A 26,529-nucleotide genomic window follows, 5' to 3' on the forward strand; every position below is an offset into this window, starting at 1 on the left:
GTGGACCGTGCCCGCATACGCCTCGCTGCTGGACGGAGTCACCGGCCACCTCCGCGCCGTTGCTGCTCGCTCACCACGCGGTCGATGGCCTGCTCGATGGGCACGTGCACCACGCCCGCGTCCCGGTCCACCCAGCCGTATTCGTGCAGCTTCTGGAGCTGCCGGTTCTTCTCCTCGTACGCCCGCGTGTCGAGCTGGATGAGCCCCGTGTTGACGATGTTGATTTCGGCCTTCTCCAGCGCCTGGGGCTGGTAGGGGCCCGCGGGATTGAGTTGCTTCTCTCGCTCCTGGAGCTGCGCATAGGTGCCCACCACGAAGAACGTGAAGACGATGAGCGCGCCACCGATGACGGCGCTGACGAACCAGCCGCTCACCGATTGCTTGTCGCGCTCGGGCGTCTTCCACTCCACCTTGGATTCGTCTTCGCCGCTCATTCGTCGTACCTCAGGGACTCGTGCAGGTACGGGTCTCCCACTGGCACGGTGGCGTGGCCTCGCAGCCGCCACAGGGTGAAGGCCACCGCCGCACCTCCCACTCCGAGGAACGCCGTCGCGTCCGCCCAGTGCACCCGCATCGCGTCCGGGCTCACCACCGGCACCACCAGCCACCACGTGTCCACCACGTGCGCCAGCAGCAGCCACACCGCCATCGCCACCAGCGTGCGGCGGTGCTGCTTGAAGGGCCTCGACAGCAGCACGATGAACGGGAAGACGAAGCGCGCGTTGACGATGAAGAGCGCCACCGGCTCCCACGGGCCGCGGGCGCGCAGCACGTACCAGGGCACCTCGTGCGGCAGGTTGGCGATCCAAATGAGGAAGAACTGGCTGAAGGCCATGTAGGCCCAGAAGATGCTGAAGGCCAACAGGAACTTGCCCAGGCTCGCGCGGTGCGAGTCATTGACGAGCTCGCCATACAGGTTCGGCCCGCGCGCCAGCACCGTCGCCAGCGTCAGCATCGCCAGCGCTCCCACGAAGGCTCCGGAGAACCAATACAACCCATACACCGTGGAGACGAAGAGCGGCTCCAGCGACATGAGCCAGTCCAGCGACGCGAAGGACATCGCCAGCCCCACCACCGGCAGCGTGCCCGCGCCCAGCCACCACTGCCACTTCGTGAGCTTCAGCTCGCGGGACTCGTCCTGGCGGCGGGACCAGCGCAGGAGCAGCTCACCCACGACAATCCACACCGCGAAGTAGATGGCCGAGCGCACCACCCAGAAGGGCAGATTGAGAAAGGGCCGCTTGTGGTCGAGCTTCGCCAGGTCCTTCTCCACGAGCTGCCGCGGATGCGGATCCATCCACAGGTAGAGCTGGCCCACGCCCGCGAGGATGGGGATGAAGAGGACGACGAAGAGCGGCAGCGAGGCCGCCATCGTCTCCAGCATGCGGCGCAGCACCACCGGCCAGCGCGCCTTCGACGCATGCCACGCGCCCAGCAGCACGAGCGAGGCCACCGCGAGGCCCGCCCAGTACACGAAGGCGAACAGGTACGAGAAGAGCGCCCGCTTCGTGTCCACCGCGAAGCCCACGCCCGTCAGCGCGAGCCCCACCGCGCCCACCGCCGCGGAGGCCAGCATGGGCGTGCGCCCCCCCGTGAAGCGCTCCATCACCTTCACGGCGTCCCCTCCTTCATGAGCAGCGGACGGGCCTCGGGCGGCACGTCCTCGAGCCTCGAGCGCTGACTCGCCTGCAACGCTCGCACGTAGGCCACCAACGCCCAGCGCTGCTCGGGCGTCAGCTTCTCCGCGTAGGACGGCATCAACCCGTACCCCTCGCTGATGACCACGTAGTAGTAGCCGTTCGGATAGGGCGGCAGGTCCAACAGCGACGGCGGCTCGCGCAGGCCCATCTTGTGCGCCACATGGCTCTGCCCGTCCCCGAGCACTCCGTGGCACGTGGCGCAGTAGATTTCGAAGGACTTCTCTCCGCCCTCCACCACCTCGCGCGTGAGCGTGAGAGGGATTTCGTCCGTGTAGCCCGCGTCCGGCATGCCCGCGTCCGGTATGCCCGCGTCCGGCAGCGCGAGCCGGCCCGTGAGGAAGAGGCGGTTCTGTCCCCTCCGGCTCCTCTGCACCGTGCCCGGCGGCGGCTGGCGCATGGCCCGGTCATCCGCGAAGAATTGATTCTCCCGGTACGGCAGCGCCTTGGCCTGCTGCTTCATCCCCGCCCAGCCCTGGAAGTCCACGTCGCAGCCGGCCAGCACCGCCACCAGCGGGAGGAGGAGCGCGCGCCTCATGTCTCCTCCTCCACCACCGACGTCGTCCTCGCGGCCAGCTCGCGCAGGTGGCGCAGCACCGGCTCGGTCTCCGCCTGGCGCTCCGTGGTGACGCTCACCCAGAAGCCTCCCGTGGACGCGGTGCGGAAGGACTCGAGCTCGAAGAGCGGATGGTGCGGCCTCGGGAAGCGGTAGATGGCCATCAGGCTGAAGAAGATGGTCAGCGAGGCGAACAGCACCATCGTCTCGAAGGTGATGGGGAAGAAGGCCGGCCCCGCGTGCGGCGGGCGGTTGCCCACGTTGAGCGGCCAGTCATACGCATTGCAGAACCACTGCACCGCGTACGCGAACGCCGCCCCGCCCAGCCCCGCCACGAAGGCGAAGCCGCGCACCGGCGAGGGCCTCAATTCCAGCACCTCGTCGATGCCCTCCACCGGGTAGGGCGAGAAGACATCCATCGCCTCCTTCGCGTAGCCCAGCTCGCGCAGGCGCTTCACCGCCTTCTTCACCTCGTCGCCCGAGCCGAACTCTCCCACCACCCAGTAGCGCATGGCTCAGGCCTCCTTCTCGCGGAGGGAGCTCTCCGTGCGCTCGCGCTTCTCCTTCTCCTCCAGCGCCTCCTTCAACTCGTGGTGCAGCTCCTTCACCTCGCTGATGGGCACCGGCGGGACGAATTTGAGGAAGAGCAGGAACAGCGCCCCGAAGAAGCACATGGACCCGCCCAGCAGGCTGAAGTCCACCCACGTGGGCGTGTAGTGGTGCCAGCTCTTGGGCAGGAAGTCGTGCGACAGCGAGGGGACGATGATGGTGAAGCGCTCGACCCACATGCCGGCGTCCACCAGCAGCGCCGCGCACCACACCACCACCAGGTTGGTGCGCAGCTTTCCAATCCAGAAGAGGTTCGGCACCAGCACGTTGGTGAAGATCTGGAACCAGAAGAGCCAGCCCCAATCGCCCTTGCGCTTGAAGGCATACGCGGCCATCTCGAACGGGTCGCCGCTGTACCAGGCGAAGAACTGCTCCTGCAGGTAGCCGTAGGACACCATCAGCCCCGTGGCCAGCAGCAGCTTCGTCAGGATGTCCACGTGCTTCTCGGTGATGACATGGCTCAACCCCAGGGGCTTGCGCACCGGGAGCAACAGCGTGAGCACCAGCGCGAGGCCCGAGAAGATGGCGCCCGCCACGAAGTAGGGCGGGAAGATGGTGCTGTGCCAGCCGGGCACCTGGGCGATGGAGAAGTCGAAGCTGACGATGGTGTGCACGCTGAGCACCAGCGGCGTGGCCAGGCCCGCGAGCAGCAGGTAGCCCGTCTGCCAGTGGTGCCAATGCCTCGCCGAGCCCGTCCACCCCAGCGAGAACACCCCGTACCAGAACTGCCTCCGGGGCGTGGTGGCCCTGTCGCGTGCCGAGGCCAGGTCCGGAATGAGGCCCAGGTACCAGAACAGCACCGACACCGTGAGGTACGTGGTGATGGCCACCAGGTCCCACGGCAGCGAGCTGCGGAAGTTGGGCCACACGCGCATGGTGCTCGGGTAGGGGATGAGCCAGTAGGCCACCCATGGCCGGCCCATGTGCAGCAGGGGGAAGAGGCCCGCCTGCATGACGGCGAAGAGCGTCATCGCTTCCGCGAAGCGGTTCACCGACGCGCGCCACTTCTGCTGGAAGAGCACCAGAATCGCCGAGATGAGCGTGCCCGCGTGGCCAAACCCAATCCACCACACGAAGTCGATGATGCCGAACGCCCACCCCACCGGGATGTTGGTGCCCCACGCGCCGATGCCCACCGTGAGCGTCACCGTGATGGCCACCACGAACACGCCCGTGCCCCCCAGGCACAGGAGGAACAGCGCCCACCACACCCGGCCCGCCTTGCGCTGCACGGGTTGCAACAGCGAGCCCGTGAGGCTCTCCGCGCTCTGCTCTCCCGCGATGAGCGGAATGGGCTCGAGCGGATCCTTCGTGGGAGTCTCCGTGGGCTGACTCTCAGCCATGCTCGAGCTCCGGGTTGGGGTTCTTGATGCGCGCCAGGTACGCCGTGCGCGGGCGCGTGCCCAGCTCGTGCAGCACCGCGTAATGGCGCACGTCCCGGTGGCGCCGGTACACCTCGGAGTTCACGGAGTGCAGCGAGCCGAAGACGATGGCCTCCGTGGGGCACACCTGCGCGCACGCGGACTGGAGCGCATCCGTGTCGATGGGCAGCCGGGCCTTGCGCGCCTCAATGCGGGCCCGTTCAATCCGTTGCACGCAGTACGTGCACTTCTCCATCACCCCGCGCGAGCGCACGGTGACGTCCGGGTTGTAGCGCAGCTTGTCCAGCTCGCTCCGCTTCGAGTGGTAGTTGAGGAAGTTGAACCGCCGCACCTTGTACGGGCAGTTGTTCGAGCAGTACCGCGTGCCCACGCAGCGGTTGTAGACCATCTCGTTGAGGCCCTCGTCCGAGTGGACGGTGGCGTTGACGGGGCACACGTACTCGCACGGCGCCGCCTCGCAGTGCTGGCACATCATCGGCTGCGGAATCGCGCGCGGCTCGTCCGGCGAGCCCTCGAAGTACCGGTCCACCCGCAGCCAGTGCATCTCGCGCCCCTTGCGCACCTGCGCGGGCCCCACCACCGAGATGTTGTTCTCCGCCTGGCACGCCACCACGCACGCCCCGCACCCGATGCAACGGTTCAGGTCCACCCCCATCGCCCACTGGTACGGCTCCTCGTACTTGAAGGGGTCGTACAGCGTCACCACGTCCCCCTTGAGGTGGTGCAGGTAGCTGGACTTCTTCTTCTCGAACTCGTCCAGGTCATCCTGGATGGCGACTTCCCGGCCCTCCATGGTCCAGTGCTCCTGCGTCGTCGCGAGCTCGCCCTTCCCCTCCGCCTTCTCCACCTGGAGCCCATCCGCGAACCACGGCGCGTCCGCGTGCCGCAGCAGGTATGCGTTCACGCCGAGCACCCCGAGCTTCTCGAGGTCTTCGTCGAGCCACTCGCGGCCCCAGCCGAGCTCCAGCGTCACCGTGTCGTCCGCGTGCCCGGGCAGCACGAACACCGGCGCCTCCAGCCAGCGGCCGCGCAGCGTCAGCTTCACCCTGCCCTGGGGATCCAGCTTCAAGCGCTCGGCGGTCCGAGGGCTGATGAGCGCCGCGTTGCCCCACGCGAGCATCGTCAGCGGGTCCGGCATCTCCTGCAGCCACGCATTCTGGAAGTAGCGCCCGTCGTGCACCTTGTAGCCGGGCACCAGGTTGAGCTCGAGCCCCTGTGAGGCCTTGCGCGCGAAGGCCCGGATGCTCGTCTCCACCGCGCCCGCGTCCAGCGTGGCCGTGATGGCCGGCACCGCGGTGTCTGGGATTGTCCCCACCGCGAGCCACTGCTCCCACGCATCCTCGAAGAGCGCTCCGCCTCCGCCCCGCTGCTGCCTCGTCCAGTGGGCCTTCACCAGCTCGTACGCCGTCTTCTCCGCCACGCCCGCGAAGGGCGCGAGCACGTCCAGCTCCGTCACCCCCTGGAAGAGCGGCTGGATGAGCGGCTGGAGGATGCCCGCGGTGCCGTCCACGGCTCGCGCATCGCCCCAGGACTCGAGCACGTGCGCCGCCGGGAGCACCCATGCGCTCTGCTTCGCCGTGTCGTCCTCGCGGAACGCCAGGTACACCGAGTTCGGCACCGCGCTCACCGCCGCCCCCAGCGTCACCCCCACCGGCGCCGTCGACACCGGGTCGAAGGCCGTCACCACCAGCGTGTCCACCCGGCCCGCGCCCGCCGACTCGGAGAGCTCGCGCAGCACCTCGAGGCCGCTGCGCACCGCGTCCACTCCGGGCTCGTGCAGCGTGATGAGGCGGCGCGCGCTGCCGAGCGCCTCGTTGAGCAGGTGCGCCACCGCGTGCACGCGCGGAGGTTGTCTCGGGCCCGCCACCACCACCGAGCGGTCCCCGTTCTTCAGGAGGTCCGCCGCCACCACGCGCGCCTCCCTCGCCTTCTCCGGCCACGCGAGGTCCACGCCCCGGAAGCGCGCGAGCACCGCCTTGTCCCCGGCCTGCTGGGCCACTTCGCCGAGCACCGCCAGGGCGAAGCGCTCCACCTCCGAGGGCTTCAGCTTGAAGCGGTGGTCCGCGTTCATCCCCGTGACGCTGAAATGGCTCTCCGCCACGTACAGCCGGCTCATGGTGTCGCGGTCGGGCGTGCGCGAGTGCGCGTACTCACGGGCCTCGCTCAGGCAGGACGGGCCCTGCGTGAGGAAGTCCGAGTCCAACGACAGCACCACGCGTGCCTCGTCGTAGCGCACGCGCATCTCCAGCGGCCGGCCGAAGGCGAGCCTCGCGCCCTCGTACACGTTGTCCCGGGAAATGGCGTGGTACGTCTCCACGCGCGCCTTCGGGTAGCGCTGGCGGATGCGGTCGAGCAGCTCGCGCCGTGTCGGCGAGGACGAGGGCTCCAGGAGGAACCACAGGCCCTCTCCGCCCTTCGCCTCCAACTGGCGCGCGTGCTCGCGCATCTGCTCGAGGTACGTCTGGAAGGAGCTCAGGTTGCCGCGCTGCTTCACGCCCCGGGTGCGCGAGGTGTCGTAGAGGTCCACGGGCAGCGCCTGCGCCAGGTGGTTCGTCGCCCCGAGGCTCGCCGGGTGGTCCGGGTTGCCCTCCACCTTCGTGGGCCTCCCCTCCCAGCTCGTCACCACGAGGCCCGCCGCGTAGCCCTCGTGCGTCCAGGCCGTGGCGTACGCATTGGGAATGCCCGGCTTCACGTCCGGCGGCTGGTGCGTGTACGGCATCACCTTCTCCGCCGGCCGCTTGCACGCCGCGAGCCCCGCCAGCGCCGCCGTGGTGCCCGCGAGCTTCAGGAAGTGCCTGCGGCCGAGTCCCCGTGGTGGCTCGGTGGCGCCGGGAGGGAATTCATGCGCGGCGTGCTCGGGTGGGCCGTGCAGGGATTCGAGGCTGCGCCAGGCGCGCGGACGTTCCGCGTCCTCCCCGGCACCGGAGGCGTTCAGCACGGGCAGCGGGTAGCGGTCGGTCAGCGGTGACATGTCGTGCAGTTCGTTCGAGGGTGGACGTCGTAGGCGCGCGCCAGCTCCTCCGCGGGCGGATCACCCGGGCGCGGCTGCCAGCGCATGGAGGTGATGGTGTCGAGCGGGCGCAGGTTCGGCGTGGGGTCGCGGTGGCACTCGAGGCACCAGCCCATGGAGAGCGGGTGCGCCTGGGTGATTTCAGGCATGAGGTCCACGCGGCCGTGGCAGGTGACGCAGCCCACCCCCTTGCTTACGTGGATGGAGTGGTTGAAGTAGACGTAGTCCGGCAGGTTGTGGACGCGGTTCCACGGAATCGGCCGGTCGGTGAAGTAGTACTGGCGGACGGGCTCGAGCAGCGGGCTCTGGGTCCATATCTGCGAGTGGCAGTTGAGGCAGGTGGACACCGAGGGGTAGCCGGCGCTCGAGGAGATCTCGACGGTGCTGTGGCAGTAGCGGCAGTCGATGGCCTCATCGCCCGCGTGGTGGCGGTGGTCGAACTGCACGGGCTGCGCGACGGGTTGGCGCATGTTCTGCGCCAGGGGGCTGCGCGCGTAGAGCCAGAGCAGGAACACTCCGAGCGCTGGAGTGGCCAGTACGCCCAGGGCGACGACCCGAGCCACCGTGTTGGCACGGCGTGTGAAGATCCAGGCCATAGAGCGCCTCGGATGGCTCCGCACGCGTGTGCTCGGCTCCGAGGGCTTTCGACCCTAGAGAGGGCGGCCGGGGGCAACAATCACAGTGTTTCGCGTGCTTCCAGTTGTGAACCGAGGCTACAGGCGAACTGTCAGGAATCGCGCGTCGGAGAGACCTACCCGCGCAGAAGAACGGGAGAGTTACTCCTCATCAGGCCTGGACTCCAAGAGCCGCTCGGCGCGCCAGGCGCGCACCTCGGCGATGAAACCGGGGACCGATCTGGCGAGCCCCTCGAGGAGTTGGTCGAGCGTGAGTGGCGGGTTGCGTTTGTCAGCGGCCTGTTGTGTGAGCACTCGCACCAATGCCTCCGGGCTCAAATCAAACAGTCCTTGAAGAAAAGAGTCCGCGTCCTGGGCTTCAATGCCCGCGGGCAGTGTGCGGAAATCGGCCAGGTTGTTGGTGACAATGACCTGAGCACCAGCCACCTGCGCCGCCGCCACCACATGCCGGTCCTTCGGGTGATTCTGCATGGAGGCAATGAGGTGCTGGTACGCTCGTGCCTCCGCCGACGGAAACGCCGCTCGCATCGCACGGGTGAGGCGTACAGCACCTTGTGCATCATAGCGACCCAAGCGCACCAGATTCCGCTCGAGTTCCATCAACACATCCGCGCGCCAATACACCTGGACGAGCCCTGTCTCCGCTGCCCGCAGCAGCGTGTCCCGAAGGGCGGATGGAAAAGAACGTTGGTGTCCAGGAAGACACGGAAGATGGCCGGGAACACAGACCCCCCGTCACTCGTCGAGGTCGTCGAGCCGCTTGAAGTTCCCGGGGGCGTCCCCAAAGTAATCGCCCGCGTCCTCACTCATGCGTGTCAGCTCGCGGAGGGCCGTGCGCCGCTCGGCATCTCGTGTCTTCTTGTAGGCGAGCACGTCCGCGGCCAGCACCCGACGATGCTTTCCCTTCCCAGGGCGGGTGAACGGGATTTCACCCGCTTCGAGCAGATCAACCAGATGCTGGCGGGAGACGTTGAGCAGGTCCGCGGCCTCCTGGGTGGTCATCTCCCGGTGGAGCGGTACAACACTGACGGGCTCTCCACGCGCTAGCGCCGCAGTGATGTCCCGAAGCAGCAGGAGGAGTTCCGAGGGGAGCTCAATCTCTTCGCCGTTGGGCAGCGTCAGGCGCGGCTTGCGACCCGTCCCACGAGACGTCTCGAGCAAGCGGGCGCTGATTCGCTCGGCAACCCCCCGCTTCTCCGCAGGCAGATCCACAGGGTCGTTGAGTTGAAACGGCAGCATCGTCGCTCCCATCCCTCCGCGAGCGCGAAGCCTCGACACTCTCGGAGAAGTACTCCGTTATGTAGGAGCAATTCGCCAAATTCGCAACCCATTGGCTACGGCCGGATACAGGCCACGACGAACTCCGCTCGGAGGAGATCCCCTGCACGAGTCGCTCGCCACCGAGGAATCCAAGACTTTCTTATTTCATCAATCAGCACCACCACGTCATACATCACAAGGCGTAGCGCTCGGCGTCCTGGCGCTTGAACTCCAGCCCCAGCCCTGGCCTCGACAGGTCCGGCGTCAGCGCTCCCTTCACCGGCCTGCGCGCCCCGTCGAAGAGCATGTGCTCGATTCGCACGTGGTCGTGGAAATACTCCAGGTGCACCACGTGCCTCGCCGCGCAGGCCACGTGCAGGTGCAGGCTCGGCGCGCAGTGTCCCGACAATGGCACCATGAAGGCCTCGCACAGCGTGTCCACCTGCAGGAAGCCCGTCACCCCCAAGCACCTCGTCACGTCCGCCTGCAACACGTCCACCGCCTGGGCCTCCAGCATCCTCCGGTAATAGATGGCGTCCCAGCCGTACTCTCCCGCCGCGATGTTCATCCCGCTCGGAATCCGCTGTCTCAGCAGACGCAGCCCCTCCAGGTCGTCGCTCGACACCGGCTCCTCGAACCACACCACCCCCGCCTCCGCGAAACTGTCCGCCATCACCAGTGCCTGCTTCGCCGTGTACGCCCCGTTCGCGTCCACGAAGAGCTGCGCGTCCGGGCCAATCGCCTCCCGCGCCTCCCACACCCGGTCCCCGTCCAGATCCGGGTGCCGGCCCACCTTCATCTTCACTCGCGGAATCCCCTGCTCCACCCACCCCGCGAGCTGCTCCTTCAGCTTCTCCAGCGAGTACGAGGTAAAGCCTCCACTGCCATAGACAGGCACCTCATCCCTCGCGGCCCCCAGCAGTCCCACCAGTGGCACGTCCAGCAGCCGCGCCTTGGTGTCCCACAGCGCCGCGTCCACCGCCGACAGCGCCATGGCCACCAGCCCCTGCCGCCCCTTGTTGCGCACCTGCGTCAGCAGCGACACCATCCGCGCCGGCACGTCCATCACGTCGTGCCCCTCGAGCGCCTCGGCCAGCGAGCGGTTGATGAGGCTCGCCGCCGCCGCGTCCGCGTACGTGTAGCCGAGCCCTCGCTTCCCTCCCGCCGTCAGCTCCACCACCACCAGCGTCGTCCTGTCCCATTCGAGGGTGCCGTCCGACTCCGGCGAATCCGTCGGTATCTCATACGCCCGAGCCTCGATGCGCTCGATGGGCACCACCCCACTGCTCCTCTGGGCCATGGTCGATCCCCCCGCGTCGCCTCTCACCCTAGGGTCGTCCGAGTGTCCAGCGCAGCGCGTGCCGCTCGCCCGCTCCCGCCGCGAGCCACCCGAGGGACCCGTGTCCGCCCGCTCCCGGGGACACCCGGACGGCCCACGCGGGCGCGTCGGTTCTTCTCCCGGAGGGAGCCCCATGGCACAGAGGGGATGCCACTTGGAGGGGCGTTATTTCAGGCCAGCGTCCAGGGCCGCGGGCAAACCGCCATCAGGTGCCGCTGAAGAACCACCCTCCAGAGCTGATGACGAACCACCGTCGAGAGGAGAGGGGAGCGGGCGTTGTGCATCGGGGAGCGCAGGTGCAGTCCCTCCATCTCTCCGCTTCGGAAGAAATTGGAGCGACGGCTCACCCGACAGGGTCCCAACGGAGGAGGAGGGAACAGGTTCGCCGGACAACCTCTGGCCACCGGCGTCAGGCAGAGGGATACCGGAGGGCCCTTCAGGCTCGCCGTCGAAGACGCGCCGAAGAATGCGGCCATCCGTGCTGATGGCGTACTGCGCACCAGCATCCAGCATCAGGAATCCGCGCCGGCAATGCGTGGGGTCAGTGAAGATACGAACGAAGATGATGTCCCCCTGGCGAATGACCCGATAGCGGTATGCTTCCTGCCTGTCCCAGCATGGCCGCTCCTTGGAGTCCGGGGGGATGAAGTCATTGGCCGCAACCGTGATGGCCCTGAGGGTCACACCCTCCAACTCATACGGCGTACCCTGCTCACCCACACCGATGGCGGCACGCTCGAAGAAGCTCGGAAACACAATGGACGTGTCTTCCGCCAGCGGCTCGGAAGGAGAGCCCGAACTCCGCACACAATTGGCGAAAGCGAGCGCAACCAGAAGGGGGAGGCTTCTCATGGAGACCCTTTCTGAGAGCAGGGCCCTTGAGCTTTTTCAATGATGGGGGTTTCTCCCTTGTCATCCCATCTGACAAGCCCAACCTGCTCACATCGCCATTGCCCTTCCGTGCTGGTCATTCTCAACAAGCGTCTTCGCGTGGAGCGACCGCATTCGGTTTTGTAATAATCTTCTTGCAGGCCGCGAGCAGCGCGTCCGAGAAGGAGTCGAACGACTCCGTCAGCGGCCCCGGAAGCTTCTCCAGAAAAGGCTCTCCGGGATTGGGGCGCACAAGGTCATCATCCATGGCCTTGGGTGCGCATCCTGAGGCGGTCAGCGCCATGGCGGCCAGCATCGAGAGGCCCAGCCGTCCCCAGGTTCTTGGCGACATCATGACCAGCACCCTAGCAAGAGTGTCCACCAGTGTCTCATGTGGTCTCGGGCCCCGCGGGTGCCCGCCTCACAGGATGACAATCGTGCTCAGCAGCGCCAGGCAGTACCACCCGGTGAACAACAGGTACGTCCGGTGGTCCGCGGCCGGCGTCCTCCAGCGCACCACGCGCACGGCGACCACCCAGCTCATCAGCGCCAGGCCCGCGTCACTCAGCACCACCCACGGCGTCATCCCCAGCGGCACCATCAGCACCTGGTGGATGACCAGGGGCATCAGCCCGAAGAGCCCCGCCAGCAGGAAGCGCGTCCACCTCTCCCCGAAGACAATCGGGAACGTCTTGCGCCCTCCCGCCCGGTCTCCCCCCATGTCCCTCAGGTCCTGCAGCGACACGAGCACGCACACCACGGACGACAGCACCCCAATCCACCGCCACGCCGTCGGCGTCAGCGGCGTCACCAACTCCCACGCCGCTGTCAGCTGCGACAACACCCCCACGCCCATCAGCAGGTTCTTCACCCACCACCGCCTCGCGCCTCCCCACTCGTTGTGGAGCACGATGACGAGCTGCCACAGCAGCGTCCACCGCCACACGCCGAACCCCCATCCCACCAGCGTGAACAGCGCCATGCACGCGCGCCAGCGCCACCGCGTCCCCCGCTCCGACACCAGTCCGCTCGGCAGCGGCCGGTGCGGCTTGTTCAGCCGATCCTCCTCCATCCCCACCAACTGGTTGGACAGGCAGAACGCATATGTATACAGCCAGAAGTAGAGCGCTCCCCGGCCCAGCGCCCTGAGCAGCTCCACCGGCACCAGCCTCGCATGCGCGCTCGCCGCCCCGAGAAACAGCATCGCCGGCACCACCGCCGAGGACACGTCTCCGCCAATAAATTTCCAACTCAGCGATAGCTCCCTCAGGAGCCCTCGCGGCCACGCCCACCACCCGGCCGGGTGCGTCGCGGCCAGCGGGCTTCTCATTGACAGTCTGGGCTGCATGTCCACCCCTGGCTCGCTTCCAGCGTCCGCGAGCTTTTCGCCAAATCCTAATTCAGCCGGGAGAAAGCGGTAGTTCCCGCCCAATCCGTTCTGCCCACCCGTTCAGCGCCGCCAGGTCATTCCTGGACTTCCGCGCCACGCTTCCGGGCTCGTCCTGTCGCACCCGAAACTGACAGAATGGTGCCATGCCCCCTGCTCCCCTCGGTCTCGAATTCGCACCGCTAGAGCCTCACTTTCTCAAGGACCCGTTCCCCTTCTACGCGCGCCTGCGCCGCGAGTCCCCGGTCACCTTCGTCCCCGCCTTCCACTTCTGGCTCGTCAGCCGCTACCAGGACGTGCTCTCCGTCCTCAAGGACGCGCGCACCTTCAGCTCGCGCGACACGCTCCGCCCTCCCGTCGAGCTGCCTCGCGAGGTCATGGCCATCCTCGAGCCCGCCGGCTACCGGCCCGAGTACCCCCTGCTCGGAGATGATCCGCCCTCGCACACCCGCGTGCGCGCGCTCGTGGGCAAGGCCTTCACCCTGTCGCGCGTGAATGCGCTCGAGCCGCGCATCCGCGAGCTCGCCAATTCCTACCTCGATACCCTGCTCCACGGCGGGCCGCGTGCCGACCTCGTCTCCCGGCTGGCCTCGCCGCTGGCCATGCACGTCATGACGGAGCTCTTGGGCATCCCCGCCGCGGACCGCGAGCGCATCAAGCAGTGGTGCGACGACGAGAAGCTCTTCTTCACCCCCATCCCCCTCGAGCAGCACCTGCGCGCCGCCCGCGGTGTGGCCGACTTCCGCCGCTACCTGCGCCAGCTCGTCGAGGACCGCCGCAGGTCGCCTCGCGAAGACCTCATCACGTCCCTTCTCGAGGCGCGCGCCGAGGGCGAGCGTCCCCTCAACACCGATGAGCTCGTGGCCCTGGCCTGTGTGCTCGTGTTCGCCGGCCACGAGACATCCACCAACCTGCTCGCCCTCGCCTGCTACCACCTGCTGCGCCACCCCGGCCTCTGGCAGGAGCTGCGCAAAGCCCCCTACCTCATCCGCAACGCCCTCGAGGAGTCGATGCGCTACGACTCGCCCGTGGTGGGGATGATGCGCACGACGAACGGGCCCGTGCAGCTCGGGGGCACGGAGCTGCCCGCCGGGGCCCGCCTGTTCCTCCTCTTCGCCTCGGCCAACCGCGACGAGTCCGTCTTCGAGGGCGGCGAGCGCTTCGACCTCCACCGCGCCAGCGCCGTGCGCCACCTCGGCCTGGGCCACGGCATCCACTACTGCGTGGGCGCGCCAGTGGCCAGACTCGAGGCCCAGGTCCTCCTCGAGCTCATGGTGCAGCGCCTGCCCGAGCTGCGTCTGTCTCCTGGTGAACACATCTCCTATCTGCCCAACCTCGTCCACCGCGTGCCCCGGCACCTCCAGGTGCAGTGGGGCGCGTAGCCGCGGCCCTTGGAGGAGCACTCCCGGGCGTCCCGGCTCGGGGGACTCGAGGCCGCCGAGCATCGTTTCCCTGTCCGTGACTCCTGCATCATGGTTGCATTGAGTCCCGAGGCAGCCATTCCCGGACATCCAGACGCGGCGGGATGACCGGAGTTGTGTGCCTCTCCTATGAGGACACATTCTCTTCTCTGCATCGCGCTGTGGGTCGCCGTGGCCGCGTGCCGGAGCTACACGGACGGAGGCGCGGGGCCTCGTCTGGAATTCGGCATGCAGTCACCGGGCATGGGCCCGACACGCCCCTTTCCTGGCGACGCGGCTCCGGACACCTCGCCTCCGCGGGCTCCTGGAGCCGGGGTGTTGGAGGGGACGGAGGAGGTGCACACCCAGGCCCGGGCGGCAGCGCGCAGCCTGAAGCGAGTGGGGGCGTGGCTGGCCCTCGCCTTGCGCGTGGAGGGTGAGCGGGTGCGGCTGCTCGCCGTGCACAAGCACGAGGGGACGGGTAACGAGGTGAGCGCCGTGGAAGCGGAGAGCTTCCGTGCCCTCCTGGAGTGGTCTCTGTACCGGTACGTGAGGGGCCAGAGAGGCGAGGTGGTGCTGACCTTGCGGCGCGGCGAGGGGATGTGGAGGGAGGAGGTGGAGTCCACGGGCCCGGTGCTCTCCGCCTCGCGGATGCAAGCGCCCTACGAGGCCTTCCTCCGGCACCAGCGGCAGAAGCTTCAGTCGGCGGGCCTCTCCGAGGCGGAGCGCCGCGAAGGCCTGGGGGCGTTGAAGAAGCTGGAGGCCTGGGTGCTGCTCCAACCCGAGGAGGCTCTCGGCGAGGCTCCTTCTCCCCTGGCCCGGTACGTGGCCTTCCTCGAGGAGGAGCGGCAGCGCGAGGTGCGCTGGCACGCCGTGCAGCGCAAGCTCGCCGAGTACGAGGCCTGGGGACGCTCGTTGCTGGCGACGTATGTCTCGCCTCAGCGCCACGTGGCCCCGGGCTACCTCGTCTCCGAGTCTCCCCTGCGCGCTCAGTCTCTGTGGGCTCTGGGCAACGCCACTCTCTCCTGGGCCTACGCTCACACGGAGGACCCTGACTTCTTGAAGCGCTCGCCCGAGGACGTGGCCCTCTATCTGCTGGCGAGCCGCTCCGCCCTGGCCACCGCGGTGCAGCTGGGCCGGCTGTCTCCGCTGCAGCTGGACTACAACCCCACGTTCGACCCCGAGGTGTACACCCCGGAAGAGCTGTTGCTGGAGCTGGCGGTGGGTTTGATGCCGGGGGCCGGCGAGGTGACGGACGCACACGCCGCCGTCACCGGCCGGAGTTTCACCGGCCACACTCTCTCCCGCAACGAGCGCCTGGTGTGCGCGCTGGGGGTGCTGGTTCCCTTCGTGGCGGGCACCGTGCTGCTCAAGGCCGGTGGCGACGGCGCCGAGCGGCTGGCCCTGCTCACCGGCCGGAGCCTCGACGAGGTGGAGGTACTCTCGCGCGTGGCCTCGCACCTGTCGCCCGCGGACGCGAAGGAGGTTGAGCGCCTCCTGGCCGAGGTGTCCCGGGGCCACACCTTCACCGAGGAGGAATTGCGCTTCCTCAACCGGGTGGCTCATGGGCTGGAGGCTCCGCTGCGCGAGGCGGCCGGAGCGCTGCGCGCGGGCCAGAAGGTGCCTCTGCTGGGCGTGCGCATCCTTCCGGACGGCAGTCGGCTGCTGCCCGGCACGCAGGCCCACAAGGCGCAGCGCTGGGTGGACTACCAGTTCCGCCACCCGGAGAAGTACCGCCGCTTCTCCTTCCAGCCGGACGCGGACTGGGAGCGCATGTACGAAACAATCCTCAAGAACCGGCCCGCGGGCAACGCCTTCGAGGAGGCCATGCTCCGGACGGGAAGGTATGAGCGCAACACCGCGATGATGATGCCGCCACCGGGTAGCCGCACTCAGGGATTCATCGCCGACTCGGTGAAGGGAAACCCCACGGAGCTCGTGTGGGGCCAGCCCTACCTCTTCGTCGAAGCCAAGGCGCGCAAGGAACTGTCCTGGTCCGGTAACCTCAAGGCGATGATCGAGTACGTGGAAGCCTATAGCGGCCATATCGAGCTATGGGTCCGCTCCCCCAGGCATCCTGATGGACCCACACATCTCTCAACGTCACTCCTGAACAGGGTGAACAATCTGAGAAAACAAGGCAGGGCGAGCGTGAAATACTACCCATGATGCCCCTTTCTGACATGTCACGAGCTACGTCCCCTGAGCGCCCCCCTGGTCCGGATGAACCCACGTCATGCAAAGGCATTTTCAGATGACCGACGCTCGTCGCGGCCGGTAAACACTGTCAGCCGTGGCGTTCCCCCTCCAGGATCGGCATGCCTATCAAATATTTTCATACCCAGTTCGGACTCCCGCCAGGCCGCCCCTCCTCCAGCATGGTAAGAGAGTTTCTCACTCTTATTTTGCGTGAATTCCGGTGGTTCGAGCCCAGGCGCTATGGATTCGCTTCTCTGGGCGACCCCATCGACCCAAACCGCCTCGATCTCGGAGCGCTGGTTGCCTACTACGAAGAGCATGGCAATTTGTACGTGGCAGCGCGAACCGATCGAGACTTTGTTTCGATCTACCCGACCTCGACTGGAGCTCCACCGTACACGGGCTCCATCTCCTGGATGACGTCCGCCAGTTCTGCCTCCAAGGCCTCGTGGCGTGCAGCCCATGCCCGGCAGGTCGTCGAGCTCATGCGCCTCGTCCAGTCCCCCCTGGCCCAAGCCGGCCTGGACTCGGATCTCCACGCCAAGCAGTGGCGGCTCGTCCACAGCAGCATTCCCCAGGACGATGGAACCGAGTTCACCTACTCGGAAGAGCTGTTCACTGTGCGCGACTACAGCGAGGGTCTTCCTGGTCTCGTCTGGCGCAACTTCTTCGGCCCTCCCTTCATTCGCATGTTCGGCCAGCGTCTCCAGTCTCTTCCCTCCGACTGTCTCGCGCGCTTCGGCGAGGACCTCGTCCTCGTCCAGCCCTACGCTCTGCCCTCCGACGCCGGCACCCCCTCGGGCATCGCTCGCGAGCGCGAGCTCATCTCCCTGCTCGGCCCCGAGTGCTTCTACGACCACCAGCTCCACTCCCTCCCCTCCCGCCGCCCCTTCCTCGACCTCCTCGGCCAATCCTTCCACTGACCCCTGCCCATCGCCCTCGTGTCTGTCTCAGGGTTTCGGGCCCGCCAGCAGCCCCTGGATGCGCACCCAGTGCGTGGACGTCGGGTAGCGCGCCCGGAAGGTCTCGGCTCGTGCCCCCGCCTCGGTGCGCCGGCCCATCCGCACCAGCGCGTCGATGGCCAGCACCTCCCGCTCCTGCGCCAGCGCTCCCTCCGGAAAGCGCGCCGCGTGCCGCTCCGCCTCCTCCAGCGCCCCCGCCGCATCCCCTCCCCTCAGCGCTTGATAGGCCGTCTCGAGCAGCGTGAGCTCCTCGTCCATCTCCGCCGGGGTCTCGGCCGGCCTGAGCTGCGTCGGCCTCGGGACTTCGGGCGCAGGCGGGCGAGGCACCCGTGGCACGGGCGCCGCGTTCGTCCTCGGCGCAGCGGTCTCGGAGGCCACCCCGGACGCCGGTGGTGGAGTGGGCTTCACGGGCCCGGGTGGAGCGGACTCTTCACTCGCGGGCTCGGGTGCAGGTGCCTTCACGCTCGCGGGCTCGGGAGTCTCCACCGGGGCACGCTCCGGCACGGACGAAGGAAGCACCGCCGTGGGTTCCTCCGGGCGGGCCCGTGCTCGTTCCCGCTCGACGAGACGGCCCGCCTGGAAGCTGCCCCCCGCGAGCACCGCCAGCGCCATCCCCGCAAGCACCTTGCCCTTCACCCCGGACACCGCCGTCCCGGCCACTCCCCCCGGCACAGAGGGCACGGGCGGCGCTCCCTGCGGAGGCGGCTCCGGCGGTGCGCCCCCCGGCGGCCCCAGCAACGGGCCCAGCTTCCCCGCCAGCGCGGCGAGCTGCTCCGCCGACGGCTCGTCCAGGCTCGCCGCTCCGAGCAACTCGCGCAGCTCCGGGGAGGCCTCGGAGTCCTGCTCCAGCAGGCGCACCGGCTCGCGGGGACTCATGTCTCGCCTCCTTCCGCCCGCGCCCGGGCCACCGCCTGCTGCACGTACTGGCGCCCCGCGTACAGCCGCGCGTACGCCGTCTGCAACGGACACCCCACCGCCTCCGCCACCTCGCTCATCGGCCACTGCTCGAGCTCGAACAGCACGAACACCGCCCGCTTGTCCTCGTCCAGCCCGTCCAGGATTCGGTCCAACAGCGCTCGCGCCTGTCTGCGCGCCACCACCTCCACCTGCTCCGGCGGTTGGGCTCCGTCCGGCAGCTCCGAGACGGCCGTCTCGCGGCGGATGTGCGCCCGCTTGCGGTAGTCCGCCGCCACCCTCCGGCAGATGCCGAACAGCCACGTGCGCACCGCCGAGCTCCCATCGAAGTCCGCCAGCCTCCGGTGCACCACCACGAACACCTCCTGGCTCACGTCCTCCAGGTCCGCCTCCCGCACGCCCAGCCGGCGCAGCGTGCGCCACACGAACGGTGCGCTCTCGGCGTAGACCTGCTGGAAGCGGAGGACGGGCGGCCCGGCCATGGGGCTCGGCGCCAGGGAGGAAGGAGGCATCGGGAAGGAGACCGGAGCCCCCAAGTCTAGCGCCGGTTCCTCCTCAGGGTCCGAGGAACGACACGCCGACGTCCACGCTCGCCTGCACGGGCAGTCCCAGCCGCTGGTCCTCCGCCGTCCCGTCCGGCTTGAGCAGGCGCACCGTCGGGCGCAGCCACCCGTACCCCACGCCCACTCCCAGGTGGAGCGCCGTGCTCGCGCCCAGTCTCCTCTCCAGCCGGGCTCGCGGCCCCACGTCGCCCCGGGCCAGCGGCTCGAGCCGGCCCTGCTCGAAGCCCTCGCTGTAGGCGAGCACCAGCGCGAACGTGGCCGTGGCACAGCCGGACGCGGACCACTCGCCGCCCGCCCACGACACCGGGCACACGCCCACCTCCGCCCCGGACTTCACCAGCGAGAGCCGCCCTCCGTCCTTCGTGTAGGACTCGTAGGGGGACAGGGTCAGCCGGATGAGCCACGGCCATGCGCCTCGCCCGAGCCAGAAGCTCGTGGCGATTCCGGGCGTCACCCCGAAGCCCACCCCCAGCGAGCCCAGGGCCGCCACCGTGACCGCCGGGCCCCCAAGCCTCGGCCCCGGTGCGTCCGGGCGCATCCCCGGGGACTCTTCGGGTGGCGGGGGCATGGCCTCGGTGACGGCGGGCGCGGGAGTCTCGACGGGTGCGGGGGGCTCGGCGACGGTGGGCAGGGGCGGAGGCTCCGGCGCGGGTGGGCTCTCGGGAGGCGGACCCCCGAGCGCCGCCGAGGGGTCGATCATCACGGCCATCACCAACAACAGGCGGGGCTCGAGGGCGGAGCACGCCTCCTCCCGCGTGGACACCTCGCGGCTCCCGAGCACGTTGCCGCGCGCATCCACGAGCGACAGCGTCGCCTTCCAGCCCGAGGGCTTGCCGGGCTCGAGCACTCCGTCGATGAGGAACTCGGGCCCGGGGCCGAAGACGGTGCGTCCGAGCCGCGCCTCCACCGCCCGTGCGAGTGGCCCCGCCTGGATGCACCCGGGAGTGGCATTCCAGCGCAGTCCCCAACGGGACTCGGGGCGAGGCCCGGCAAGCACGGGACTCGCGACGAGGAGCAACACGACAGCACAGCGCGGCAGTACACCCATGCGTGGCCTTAAACCACGCGGCGCGGCTCAAGTGGACGCGGTTGGTGTCCTCCGCATCACGACGCCTCCCGGCCCCACCGCCCAGACGTGGCGCTTTTTTGAACCCGATGGAGTCCGGCCGAAATCGCCATGCGTTTCGCCGGGTTGCGTGCGCCGGGCACTCCGGACCCGGCTCCCCGAGACCCCGGTCCAGGTGCACCGGTGGCAGGTCCACACTCGCGGCTCCGTCAAAGCCTCACGGCCTCGCGCCCGGCAATGTCAGACACCCCGCGTAGGCTGTTCTCCAGAAGATGATGAATCACGAGGTGTGGCATGAGCTGGATCATCTACCTGATGGGCGCTGCTGGCTTCGACTCGGTGCGGGACTTCCCCGAGGGATGGTCGCCTCCCCCGCTGGGCCCTCGCGAGCTCATCCTCCGCCGGTTGCGCGAGGCGCTGCCCACCATCTTCTTCTCCTCGCTCGCCGAGGGCACCTACCACGGTGACGGTTTCTCCATCACCTTCGACATCGGCCCCTGGGAGCCGGCGCCCCGGGTGAAGCTGCTCGTGCACGGCTCGGGGGACGAGGTGCTGGACATCATCGGCAAGGTGGCCGAGGCACTCGAGGCCCGAGCGCTCGACACGGGCCTGGGCGACTTCATGCGCTTCCACAAGGACCCGGACACCGGCCGCCACGTCTGGCGCGATGCCCCCAAGCCGGGCGCGTGGATGGCACCGGCCTGAGCGCCCGGCCGCTCGCGTACTCCCCGGCAGGACGGCCCCGGCCCGCGTTGCCCGCTGCCGGGATGCTCCCCAGGGTTTGACAGAGAGGGTGCCGGGCACCCCGATGCACCCAAAGGAGCGGCCATGGCCAAGCTGATTCGTGAAGTGATGACGCGCGACGTGGAGGTCATCAACCCCAACGACACCCTCCGCGACGCCGCCGAGAAGATGCGCACCCTCAACGTCGGCGCCATTCCCGTGTGTGACGGCCAGCGCGTGGTGGGAATGATTACCGACCGCGACGTCGTCGTGCGCGCCATTGCCCTGGGCAAGGACCCCAACAGCACCCAGGTTGCCGACGCGATGAGCCCCGGCATCGAGTACGCCTTCGATGACGATGACGTCGACACGGTGCTCAACCGGCTGAAGGAGAAGCAGATCCGCCGCATCATCGTGGTGGACCGGAGCAAGAAGTTGGTAGGCGTCGCGTCGCTGGGAGACCTGACCGGCGAGGTGAGCGAGCGCAAGGTAGGCGAGGCGCTCGAGGGCATCTCCGAGCCCTCCAGCCCCAACATGTGACGGCGCATGAGGCCCCGGGGCCGGTGCCCACGAGGCACTCCGGCCCCTGGCCGCTGGGATGAGCCCCTCTGACGGCGGTGGCCCCGAAGGCCGCCTGCCCGCCGAGGGGTTTCGTGCATTCCGGCGCCCGCCCGCTCTCCAGCCGGGGGCGAGGGCCCCGCCGTTCCGCTGGATTGTTCCGCGCGGCACAGTCCCCACCTTTCCCGGGAGCGAGGTGTCACGTGCGCGGAGCCTTCAGAATCGCCACCCTGCGGGGCATTCCCATCCGGGTGCACTACTCCTTCCTGCTGGTGCTGCCCTTCCTCGCCTACCTCTTCGGCCAGGCCTTCCGCAGCGCCGCCGAGGCGGCGGATGTCCCTCCCGAGCGGCTCACGGGCAGCCCCCTGTTGTGGGGCCTGGGGCTCGCGGTGGCGCTGTTCCTCTCCGTGCTGGTGCACGAGCTGGCCCACTCCTTCTACGCCCTGCGCAAGGGCGGCCAGGTGTCGGACATCACCCTGTTGATGATTGGAGGCGTGTCGCGCATCACCCGCATGCCCGAGGGCTCGCGGCAGGAGGCCCTCATGGCGCTGGCGGGCCCGCTCACCAGCCTCGCGCTGGGGGCGCTCTTCCTGGGCGCCTACGTGGGGCTCGCGGGGGCGCGCTCCTTCAACCTGCGCTTCGCCGTCTTCTACCTGGGCAACCTCAACGTCTTCCTCGGCCTCTTCAACCTGCTGCCCGCCTTCCCCATGGACGGGGGCCGCGTCCTGCGCGCGGTGCTCACCGGAAGGCTCGGCCGCGTGCGCGCCACACAGGTGGCGGGGATGGTGGGCAAGGGCTTCGCGCTGCTCTTCGGCGTGGTGGGCCTCTTCGGGGGCAACTTCATCCTGCTCCTCATCGCCTTCTTCGTCTTCATGGGCGCCGAGGCCGAGTCGCGCGAGGTGTTGATGCAATCCCTGCTCAACCGGGTGCACGTGCGCGAGTTGATGGCACCGCGCACGGCGGCGGTGGAGGCCACGGATTCGCTGGAGGAGGTGGCCACGCGCATGCAGGCCGAGCGGAGGCGGGCGCTGCCGGTGGTGGAGGACGGGCACGTGGTGGGCCTGGTGACGCTCGCGGCCGTGCGGCAGGTGCCCGCGCCGAGGCGCTCGCAGGTGAGGGTGCGCGCGGTGGCCCTGCCCGTGCCCCTGCTCACCCCCGAGTCCACCGCCTGGGAGGCCTTGAGGGAGATGGGCCAGCGCCGGCTGCCGCAGCTCCCCGTGGTGCAGGAGGACATGCTGGTGGGCACCGTCACCCAGGATGATGTGATGCGAGGCCTGGAGCTGCGCGAGCTGGAGGACACCAACCTCCGCGGCCCGTGGGGGCTCGGCCCGCGCGAGCACCAGTCCCCCACCTGAGCCCGGCCCGCCGCGCTCAGCCGTCCAGGCCCGGGAACTCCAGCACCTCCGTGAAGGCCTCGAGCGCCGTGCGCTCCGCCTCGCGCACCCGCCCCAAGCGCCCGAGCAGCCCGTTGGAGGCCCTCGCCACGCGCCAGCCCACGTCCAACAGACAGCGCCGGAAGCGCGCGGCCTCGCCGAGCCCCAACCGCTCGGCCACGCGCTCGCACAACGGGCGCAGGGGCTCCAGGTCGGGGGCCTCGCGGAGGCGCTCGGGCGAGAGCACGTCGAGCTGGCCGAGGGCCTCGCCGTAGATGAGGCCCACCAGCGGGCTGGGGGAGAACTGGCCCAGCAAGAGCACGCGCCGACAGGCCTCGCGCTCGCGCGGGCGCACCGGACCGTCGGCGGTGGCCACCCACAGGAAGGCTCGCAGGGGTGCATCGTGGAGCACCCGCCATTCGTCCGCGGAGAAGCCGCACCGCGAGAAGGCGTGCTCCACCGCCCGGGAGTCCTCGGAGCCCTCGTCCAGGGCGAGGAATGACAGGTCTCCTCGCGGCCCATCGCGGACAGTCCAGAGCGAGTGGTCCATGCGTCCCCCCAGCGTGTCTGGGTTTCCCCTGTCCCCGGTACGTCAGCGGCCGAGGACCCGCGCACGTGCGCCCCGGTCCTCGACGGCTCCCTCCCACGTCGACACGCGGGCGAATGGTAGGGATTCACCCGGGCCCGAGAAGTCGGCCCTGGCCGCTCCACGCCGGAAACCCGACACCCGCGCGGAGCCGGTGTGCAGTGCGCATCATCCGCATGCGCCTCCCGTCTGGGATGCTTCCCCTTCTCCCGGGAAATCCCTCGGGAGCGGCGGTTTCGTGGGCGAGCCCTTCCAGGGAGGAGGGACTGATAGGCTTCGCCCTCATGCGAAGGCTCCTCTTCTCCGTCAGTGCAACGCTTTGCCTGGGACTCGGCACCGGGTGCGCCACCGCTCCGGCCCCCACGTCCGAGCCCCGGCCGCTGCAGTCCCCCGCCCCCACTCCCAGCGCCACCGGGCGCGGGGGTGCCGCCGCCACCGTGGACGTGCGCGCCACCGCCGCCGCCATCGAGCTGCTCAAGTCCGGAGGCAACGCCGTCGACGCCGCCGTGGCCGCCGCCAGCGTGCTCGGCGTCACCGACCCGTACTCGTGTGGCATCGGCGGCGGCGGCTTCATGGTCATCTATCTCGCGAAGGACCAGCGCGTCGTCACCGTGGACCACCGGGAGACGGCACCCCAGGCCCTCGAGCGCTCGCGCCTCTATGAGAACGGTGCCCCCATCCGCTTCGACGAGCTCGTCACCAGCGGCCTGTCCGTCGGCGTCCCCGGCTCCCTCATGGGTTGGAGCGAGGCCCTGCGCCGCTACGGCTCGCGCCCGCTCGCCGACGTCCTCCAACCCGCCATCCGCGTCGCCGAGCAGGGCTTCGACGTCGACCCCACCTTCTTCGAGCAGACCCGCCACAACGTCTCGCGCTTCCGAGACTTCACCAGCACCGCCGCCCTCTACCTCGGGCCGGATGGGCAGCCCTGGCCCGTCGGCACCCCCTTCAAGAACCCCGGCCTGGCGAAGACATACAAGCTCGTCGCCCAGGACGGCGTCCCCGCCTTCTACCGGGGCGAGATTGCCCAGGCCATCGTCTCCACCGTCACCCGGCCGCCCGTCACGCCCGGCGCCTCGCGCACGGTGCGCCCCGGCGTCATGACGCTGGCCGACCTCGCGAAGTACGAGGCCTTCGTCCGCCCTCCAGTGACGAGCACCTACCGCGGCTACACGCTCCACGGCATGGGCCCGCCCAGCAGCGGCAGCCTCACGCTCGGCCTCACCCTGCACCTGCTCGAGTCCTCCAACCCGGCCGCCCTGTCCCGCCCCGAGTTCCTCCACCGCTACCTGGAGGCCTCGCGGCTCGCCTTCGCCGACCGCAACGCCTTCATGGGAGACCCCGCCTTCGTCTCCGTCCCCGAGGCGGGCCTCCTGTCGCGCGACTACGCCTCGCAGCGGAGAGCGGCGCTCAACGTCTCCCGGGCCTCCACCACCGCCGCGGCGCCCGGCAATCCACTGCCCTTCCAGGGTGACACCCACGCCGCGCCCCAACCCCTCCCCGAGGTGAAGCGCCCCGCCGCCGAGGAGACGGTGCTCAACAAGGAGACCACGCACATCACCACCGCGGACGCCGCCGGCAACATCGTCGCGTACACCTGCACCATCGAGGGCGAGGGCGGCAACGGCATGGTCGTCCCCGGTTACGGCTTCCTGCTCAACAACGAGATGACGGACTTCGACCTGCCCGCCACCGTGGACGCGCCCCACCCCAACGCCCCCGCCCCCGGCAAGCGGCCCCGCAGCAGCATGAGCCCCGTGCTCGTGTTCAAGGACGGCGAGCCCGTGCTCGCGCTCGGCAGCCCCGGCGGCTCCACCATCATCACCACCGTGGGCCAGACGCTCGTGAACTTCCTCGACTTCGGCATGCCCATCGACCAGGCCCTGGCGGCACCTCGCGTGTCGCAGCGCAACTCGCCCGACAACAAGAGCCAGGCCGAGCCCGAATTCATCGCCTCCCCCGAGGCCGCCGCGCTCAAGGCGCTCGGGCATGGGTTCACGGACGCGGGCCCCATCGGCGCGCTCACCGCCATCCGCTTCAACCCCGATGGCACCGTCACCGCCGCCGCCGAGCCCCGCCGCCGTGGTGGAGGCAGCGCCATGGTCGTCGAGCCAGTGAAGTAACGCCCCAGGTCTCCCGCCCTCGCGCCCGTGTGCCGGGGGCGGCTCAGACCGGGTACTCCTTGAGGGTGATGGCGTTGCCAGCCCCCATCGCCATCTTGGAAATGAGCTTCTTCCAGGGCGCGAAGGACATGCCCCGGTAGATTTGATTGCGGAACCAGAGCATCGCGCGGCTGCTGGGCACGAACCACGTGCCGCCGTCCTGCCCCTGCTTCTGGCTCTGCTGGACGTAGCCGCGCATCTGCTCCTGGTAGCGGGCGAACGCGGTGCGGTGGTCGCCACCGGCGGCCTGGAGCTCTCCGGCCAGCACGTAGGCGCCCACCACGGCCAGCCCCGTCCCCATGCCCGACAGCGGCGAGGCGCAATAGGCGGCATCCCCGAGCAGCACCGTCCGCCCGCTCGACCAGGAGTCCATGTGCACCTGGCTGATGGAGTCGAAGTAGAAGTCGGGGGCGTTCCACATGGCTTCGAGGAACCGGGGAATCTCCCAGCCCTCGCCAGCGAACCTGTCGGCCAGGAGCCGCTTCTGCTGCGCGCTGTCGTGGCGGTCGTACGTCAGCGGCGGTGAGGCGAAGGCGCACAGGACCTTCGCCTCGGTGTTCCGCCGGGCGCTGTACACGCCCACGGTCTTCCCAGGCACGCTGAAGTACCGCCCCGAGTAGTCGAGCTCCAAGAGGTTGGGCGTGGTGAAGATGGAGATGTAGTAGCCGAGGTCTCGGACGAACCGGGACTCGTCTCCGAACGCCAGCGCGCGCACGTTGGAATGAAGCCCATCCGCGCCCACCACCAGGTCGAACGTGCGCGGGGGCGCGTGCTGGAAGGTGACCCGCACGCCCTCCTCCCCCTGCGTCAGGGAGGTGATGGAGTCCCCGAAGAGGTACTCGGTGTCCTGCCGGCTCGCCTCGTAGAGGATGCGGGCCAGGTCGCCGCGAAGAATCTCCACCTCACCGCTCATGAACTCGGAGGGCATGCTCGCCAGCGGCTTGTTGTCCTGGTCGACGAACAGCACCTCGCCCATGTGCGTCTGCGCCCGCCGCACCTCGCCCAGCAGGCCCATGCGCTCGATCGCGTGCATGGAGGCGCCGCGGAAGTCGACCGCATAGCCGCCGTCACGCAGCTCCGGGGCCCGCTCCACCACCGTGGGATTGAAGCCGTAGCGGCGCAGCCAGTACGCCAGCGCGGGCCCGGCGATGCTCGCGCCGGAAATGAGGATGTTCCTGTTCTTCATCGGGGACGCTCCTGGACCTGTCGGTGCCATCGGGTCCGCGCGGGCCGGACTCACGGCCGAGGCGCGTGAGACATTTGTACAAATGTCTCAAACC

Annotated in this window: 24 protein-coding genes and 1 pseudogene; 7 read left to right on the plus strand and 18 right to left on the minus strand. The window is 69.1% G+C overall.

Annotated features, from left to right (window positions below):
• Positions 1–38 precede the first annotated feature (38 nt).
• From DAT35_RS48985 to DAT35_RS49045, 13 genes and pseudogenes are all read right to left on the minus strand, one after another.
• Positions 39–434: a hypothetical protein gene (locus tag DAT35_RS48985; protein ID WP_108076271.1), complete on the minus strand. Its 396-nt coding sequence runs from the start codon at positions 432–434 to the stop codon at positions 39–41.
• Positions 431–1,606 carry a hypothetical protein gene (locus tag DAT35_RS48990; RefSeq protein ID WP_108076333.1) on the minus strand — a complete coding sequence of 392 codons (1,176 nt, stop codon included), beginning with the start codon at positions 1,604–1,606 and terminating at the stop codon, positions 431–433. The genes DAT35_RS48985 and DAT35_RS48990 overlap by 4 nt, the downstream gene beginning before the upstream one ends.
• 5 nt (positions 1,607–1,611) lie before the next feature.
• Positions 1,612–2,235, minus strand: coding sequence for a cytochrome c (locus DAT35_RS48995; RefSeq protein WP_108076272.1), 624 nt, complete (start codon positions 2,233–2,235; stop codon positions 1,612–1,614).
• Positions 2,232–2,765, minus strand: a complete 534-nt coding sequence (locus tag DAT35_RS49000) for a DUF3341 domain-containing protein (RefSeq protein WP_108076273.1) — start codon at positions 2,763–2,765, stop codon at positions 2,232–2,234. The genes DAT35_RS48995 and DAT35_RS49000 overlap by 4 nt, the downstream gene beginning before the upstream one ends.
• A gap of 3 nt (positions 2,766–2,768) precedes the next feature.
• Positions 2,769–4,205 carry an NrfD/PsrC family molybdoenzyme membrane anchor subunit gene (nrfD, locus tag DAT35_RS49005; protein WP_108076274.1) on the minus strand — a complete coding sequence of 479 codons (1,437 nt, stop codon included), beginning with the start codon at positions 4,203–4,205 and terminating at the stop codon, positions 2,769–2,771.
• Positions 4,198–7,215, minus strand: a complete 3,018-nt coding sequence (locus DAT35_RS49010) for a TAT-variant-translocated molybdopterin oxidoreductase (protein WP_108076275.1) — start codon at positions 7,213–7,215, stop codon at positions 4,198–4,200. The genes nrfD and DAT35_RS49010 overlap by 8 nt, the downstream gene beginning before the upstream one ends.
• On the minus strand, positions 7,203–7,850 hold the full coding sequence (locus DAT35_RS49015) for a cytochrome c3 family protein (protein WP_108076276.1): 648 nt from the start codon (positions 7,848–7,850) through the stop codon (positions 7,203–7,205). Before DAT35_RS49015 ends, DAT35_RS49010 begins: the two co-directional genes overlap by 13 nt.
• Before the next feature lie 180 nt (positions 7,851–8,030).
• Positions 8,031–8,549 (minus strand): annotated as a pseudogene (locus tag DAT35_RS49020) (PIN domain-containing protein); the annotation flags it as partial.
• Between the two features lie 75 nt (positions 8,550–8,624).
• On the minus strand, positions 8,625–9,128 hold the full coding sequence (locus tag DAT35_RS49025; protein WP_233262163.1) for an excisionase family DNA-binding protein: 504 nt from the start codon (positions 9,126–9,128) through the stop codon (positions 8,625–8,627).
• 214 nt (positions 9,129–9,342) lie between these two features.
• Entirely contained in the window at positions 9,343–10,449 is a 1,107-nt protein-coding gene (locus DAT35_RS49030; protein WP_108076279.1) for an enolase C-terminal domain-like protein, read from the minus strand.
• Positions 10,450–10,653: 204 nt separating this feature from the next.
• Positions 10,654–11,340: a hypothetical protein gene (locus DAT35_RS49035; RefSeq protein WP_108076280.1), complete on the minus strand. Its 687-nt coding sequence runs from the start codon at positions 11,338–11,340 to the stop codon at positions 10,654–10,656.
• 121 nt (positions 11,341–11,461) lie between these two features.
• Complete coding sequence (locus tag DAT35_RS49040; RefSeq protein ID WP_108076281.1) at positions 11,462–11,740, minus strand: hypothetical protein; 279 nt, start codon at positions 11,738–11,740, stop codon at positions 11,462–11,464.
• A gap of 39 nt (positions 11,741–11,779) precedes the next feature.
• Positions 11,780–12,688: a UbiA family prenyltransferase gene (locus DAT35_RS49045; protein WP_158502194.1), complete on the minus strand. Its 909-nt coding sequence runs from the start codon at positions 12,686–12,688 to the stop codon at positions 11,780–11,782.
• Between the two features lie 203 nt (positions 12,689–12,891).
• Between DAT35_RS49045 and DAT35_RS49050 the strand changes: the two genes are divergently transcribed.
• From DAT35_RS49050 to DAT35_RS49060, 3 genes are all read left to right on the plus strand, one after another.
• Positions 12,892–14,127 (plus strand): cytochrome P450, encoded by a 1,236-nt coding sequence (locus DAT35_RS49050; RefSeq protein WP_108076283.1) that lies wholly within the window; start codon positions 12,892–12,894, stop codon positions 14,125–14,127.
• Positions 14,128–14,295: 168 nt separating this feature from the next.
• The gene (locus DAT35_RS49055; protein WP_108076284.1) at positions 14,296–16,314 is read left to right on the plus strand and encodes a hypothetical protein; all 2,019 of its coding nucleotides are present in this window, start codon (positions 14,296–14,298) and stop codon (positions 16,312–16,314) included.
• A 446-nt stretch (positions 16,315–16,760) separates the two neighbouring features.
• A complete protein-coding gene (locus DAT35_RS49060; RefSeq protein WP_146210198.1) occupies positions 16,761–17,267 on the plus strand; it encodes a hypothetical protein in 507 nt (168 codons plus the stop codon).
• A 27-nt stretch (positions 17,268–17,294) separates the two neighbouring features.
• Here the strand turns inward: DAT35_RS49060 and DAT35_RS49065 are convergent, their stop codons facing one another.
• Genes DAT35_RS49065 through DAT35_RS49075 form a run of 3 tightly spaced genes read right to left on the minus strand, consistent with a single transcriptional unit; the run spans position 17,295 to position 19,832 of the window.
• Complete coding sequence (locus tag DAT35_RS49065) at positions 17,295–18,182, minus strand: hypothetical protein (protein WP_108076286.1); 888 nt, start codon at positions 18,180–18,182, stop codon at positions 17,295–17,297.
• Complete coding sequence (locus tag DAT35_RS49070) at positions 18,179–18,733, minus strand: RNA polymerase sigma factor (RefSeq protein ID WP_146210199.1); 555 nt, start codon at positions 18,731–18,733, stop codon at positions 18,179–18,181. Before DAT35_RS49070 ends, DAT35_RS49065 begins: the two co-directional genes overlap by 4 nt.
• 43 nt (positions 18,734–18,776) lie before the next feature.
• On the minus strand, positions 18,777–19,832 hold the full coding sequence (locus tag DAT35_RS49075) for a hypothetical protein (RefSeq protein ID WP_146210200.1): 1,056 nt from the start codon (positions 19,830–19,832) through the stop codon (positions 18,777–18,779).
• A gap of 312 nt (positions 19,833–20,144) precedes the next feature.
• Here DAT35_RS49075 and DAT35_RS49080 point away from each other — a divergent pair, with 312 nt between their 5' ends.
• From DAT35_RS49080 to DAT35_RS49090, 3 genes are all read left to right on the plus strand, one after another.
• Positions 20,145–20,555: a hypothetical protein gene (locus DAT35_RS49080; protein ID WP_108076289.1), complete on the plus strand. Its 411-nt coding sequence runs from the start codon at positions 20,145–20,147 to the stop codon at positions 20,553–20,555.
• 123 nt (positions 20,556–20,678) lie between these two features.
• The gene (locus tag DAT35_RS49085) at positions 20,679–21,113 is read left to right on the plus strand and encodes a CBS domain-containing protein (RefSeq protein ID WP_108076290.1); all 435 of its coding nucleotides are present in this window, start codon (positions 20,679–20,681) and stop codon (positions 21,111–21,113) included.
• 221 nt (positions 21,114–21,334) lie between these two features.
• On the plus strand, positions 21,335–22,486 hold the full coding sequence (locus DAT35_RS49090) for a site-2 protease family protein (RefSeq protein ID WP_108076291.1): 1,152 nt from the start codon (positions 21,335–21,337) through the stop codon (positions 22,484–22,486).
• Between the two features lie 16 nt (positions 22,487–22,502).
• On the opposite strand, the gene DAT35_RS49095 is transcribed toward DAT35_RS49090, so the two are convergent.
• Positions 22,503–23,054 carry a hypothetical protein gene (locus DAT35_RS49095; protein ID WP_108076292.1) on the minus strand — a complete coding sequence of 184 codons (552 nt, stop codon included), beginning with the start codon at positions 23,052–23,054 and terminating at the stop codon, positions 22,503–22,505.
• A 320-nt stretch (positions 23,055–23,374) separates the two neighbouring features.
• Here DAT35_RS49095 and ggt point away from each other — a divergent pair, with 320 nt between their 5' ends.
• On the plus strand, positions 23,375–25,210 hold the full coding sequence (ggt, locus tag DAT35_RS49100) for a gamma-glutamyltransferase (protein ID WP_108076293.1): 1,836 nt from the start codon (positions 23,375–23,377) through the stop codon (positions 25,208–25,210).
• Between the two features lie 43 nt (positions 25,211–25,253).
• Here ggt and DAT35_RS49105 read toward each other — a convergent pair whose 3' ends face one another.
• Entirely contained in the window at positions 25,254–26,435 is a 1,182-nt protein-coding gene (locus DAT35_RS49105; RefSeq protein WP_108076294.1) for an FAD-dependent monooxygenase, read from the minus strand.
• Positions 26,436–26,529: the final 94 nt, after the last annotated feature.

The organism is Vitiosangium sp. GDMCC 1.1324 (genome assembly GCF_003044305.1).
In the GTDB taxonomy this organism is placed as follows: domain Bacteria; phylum Myxococcota; class Myxococcia; order Myxococcales; family Myxococcaceae; genus Archangium.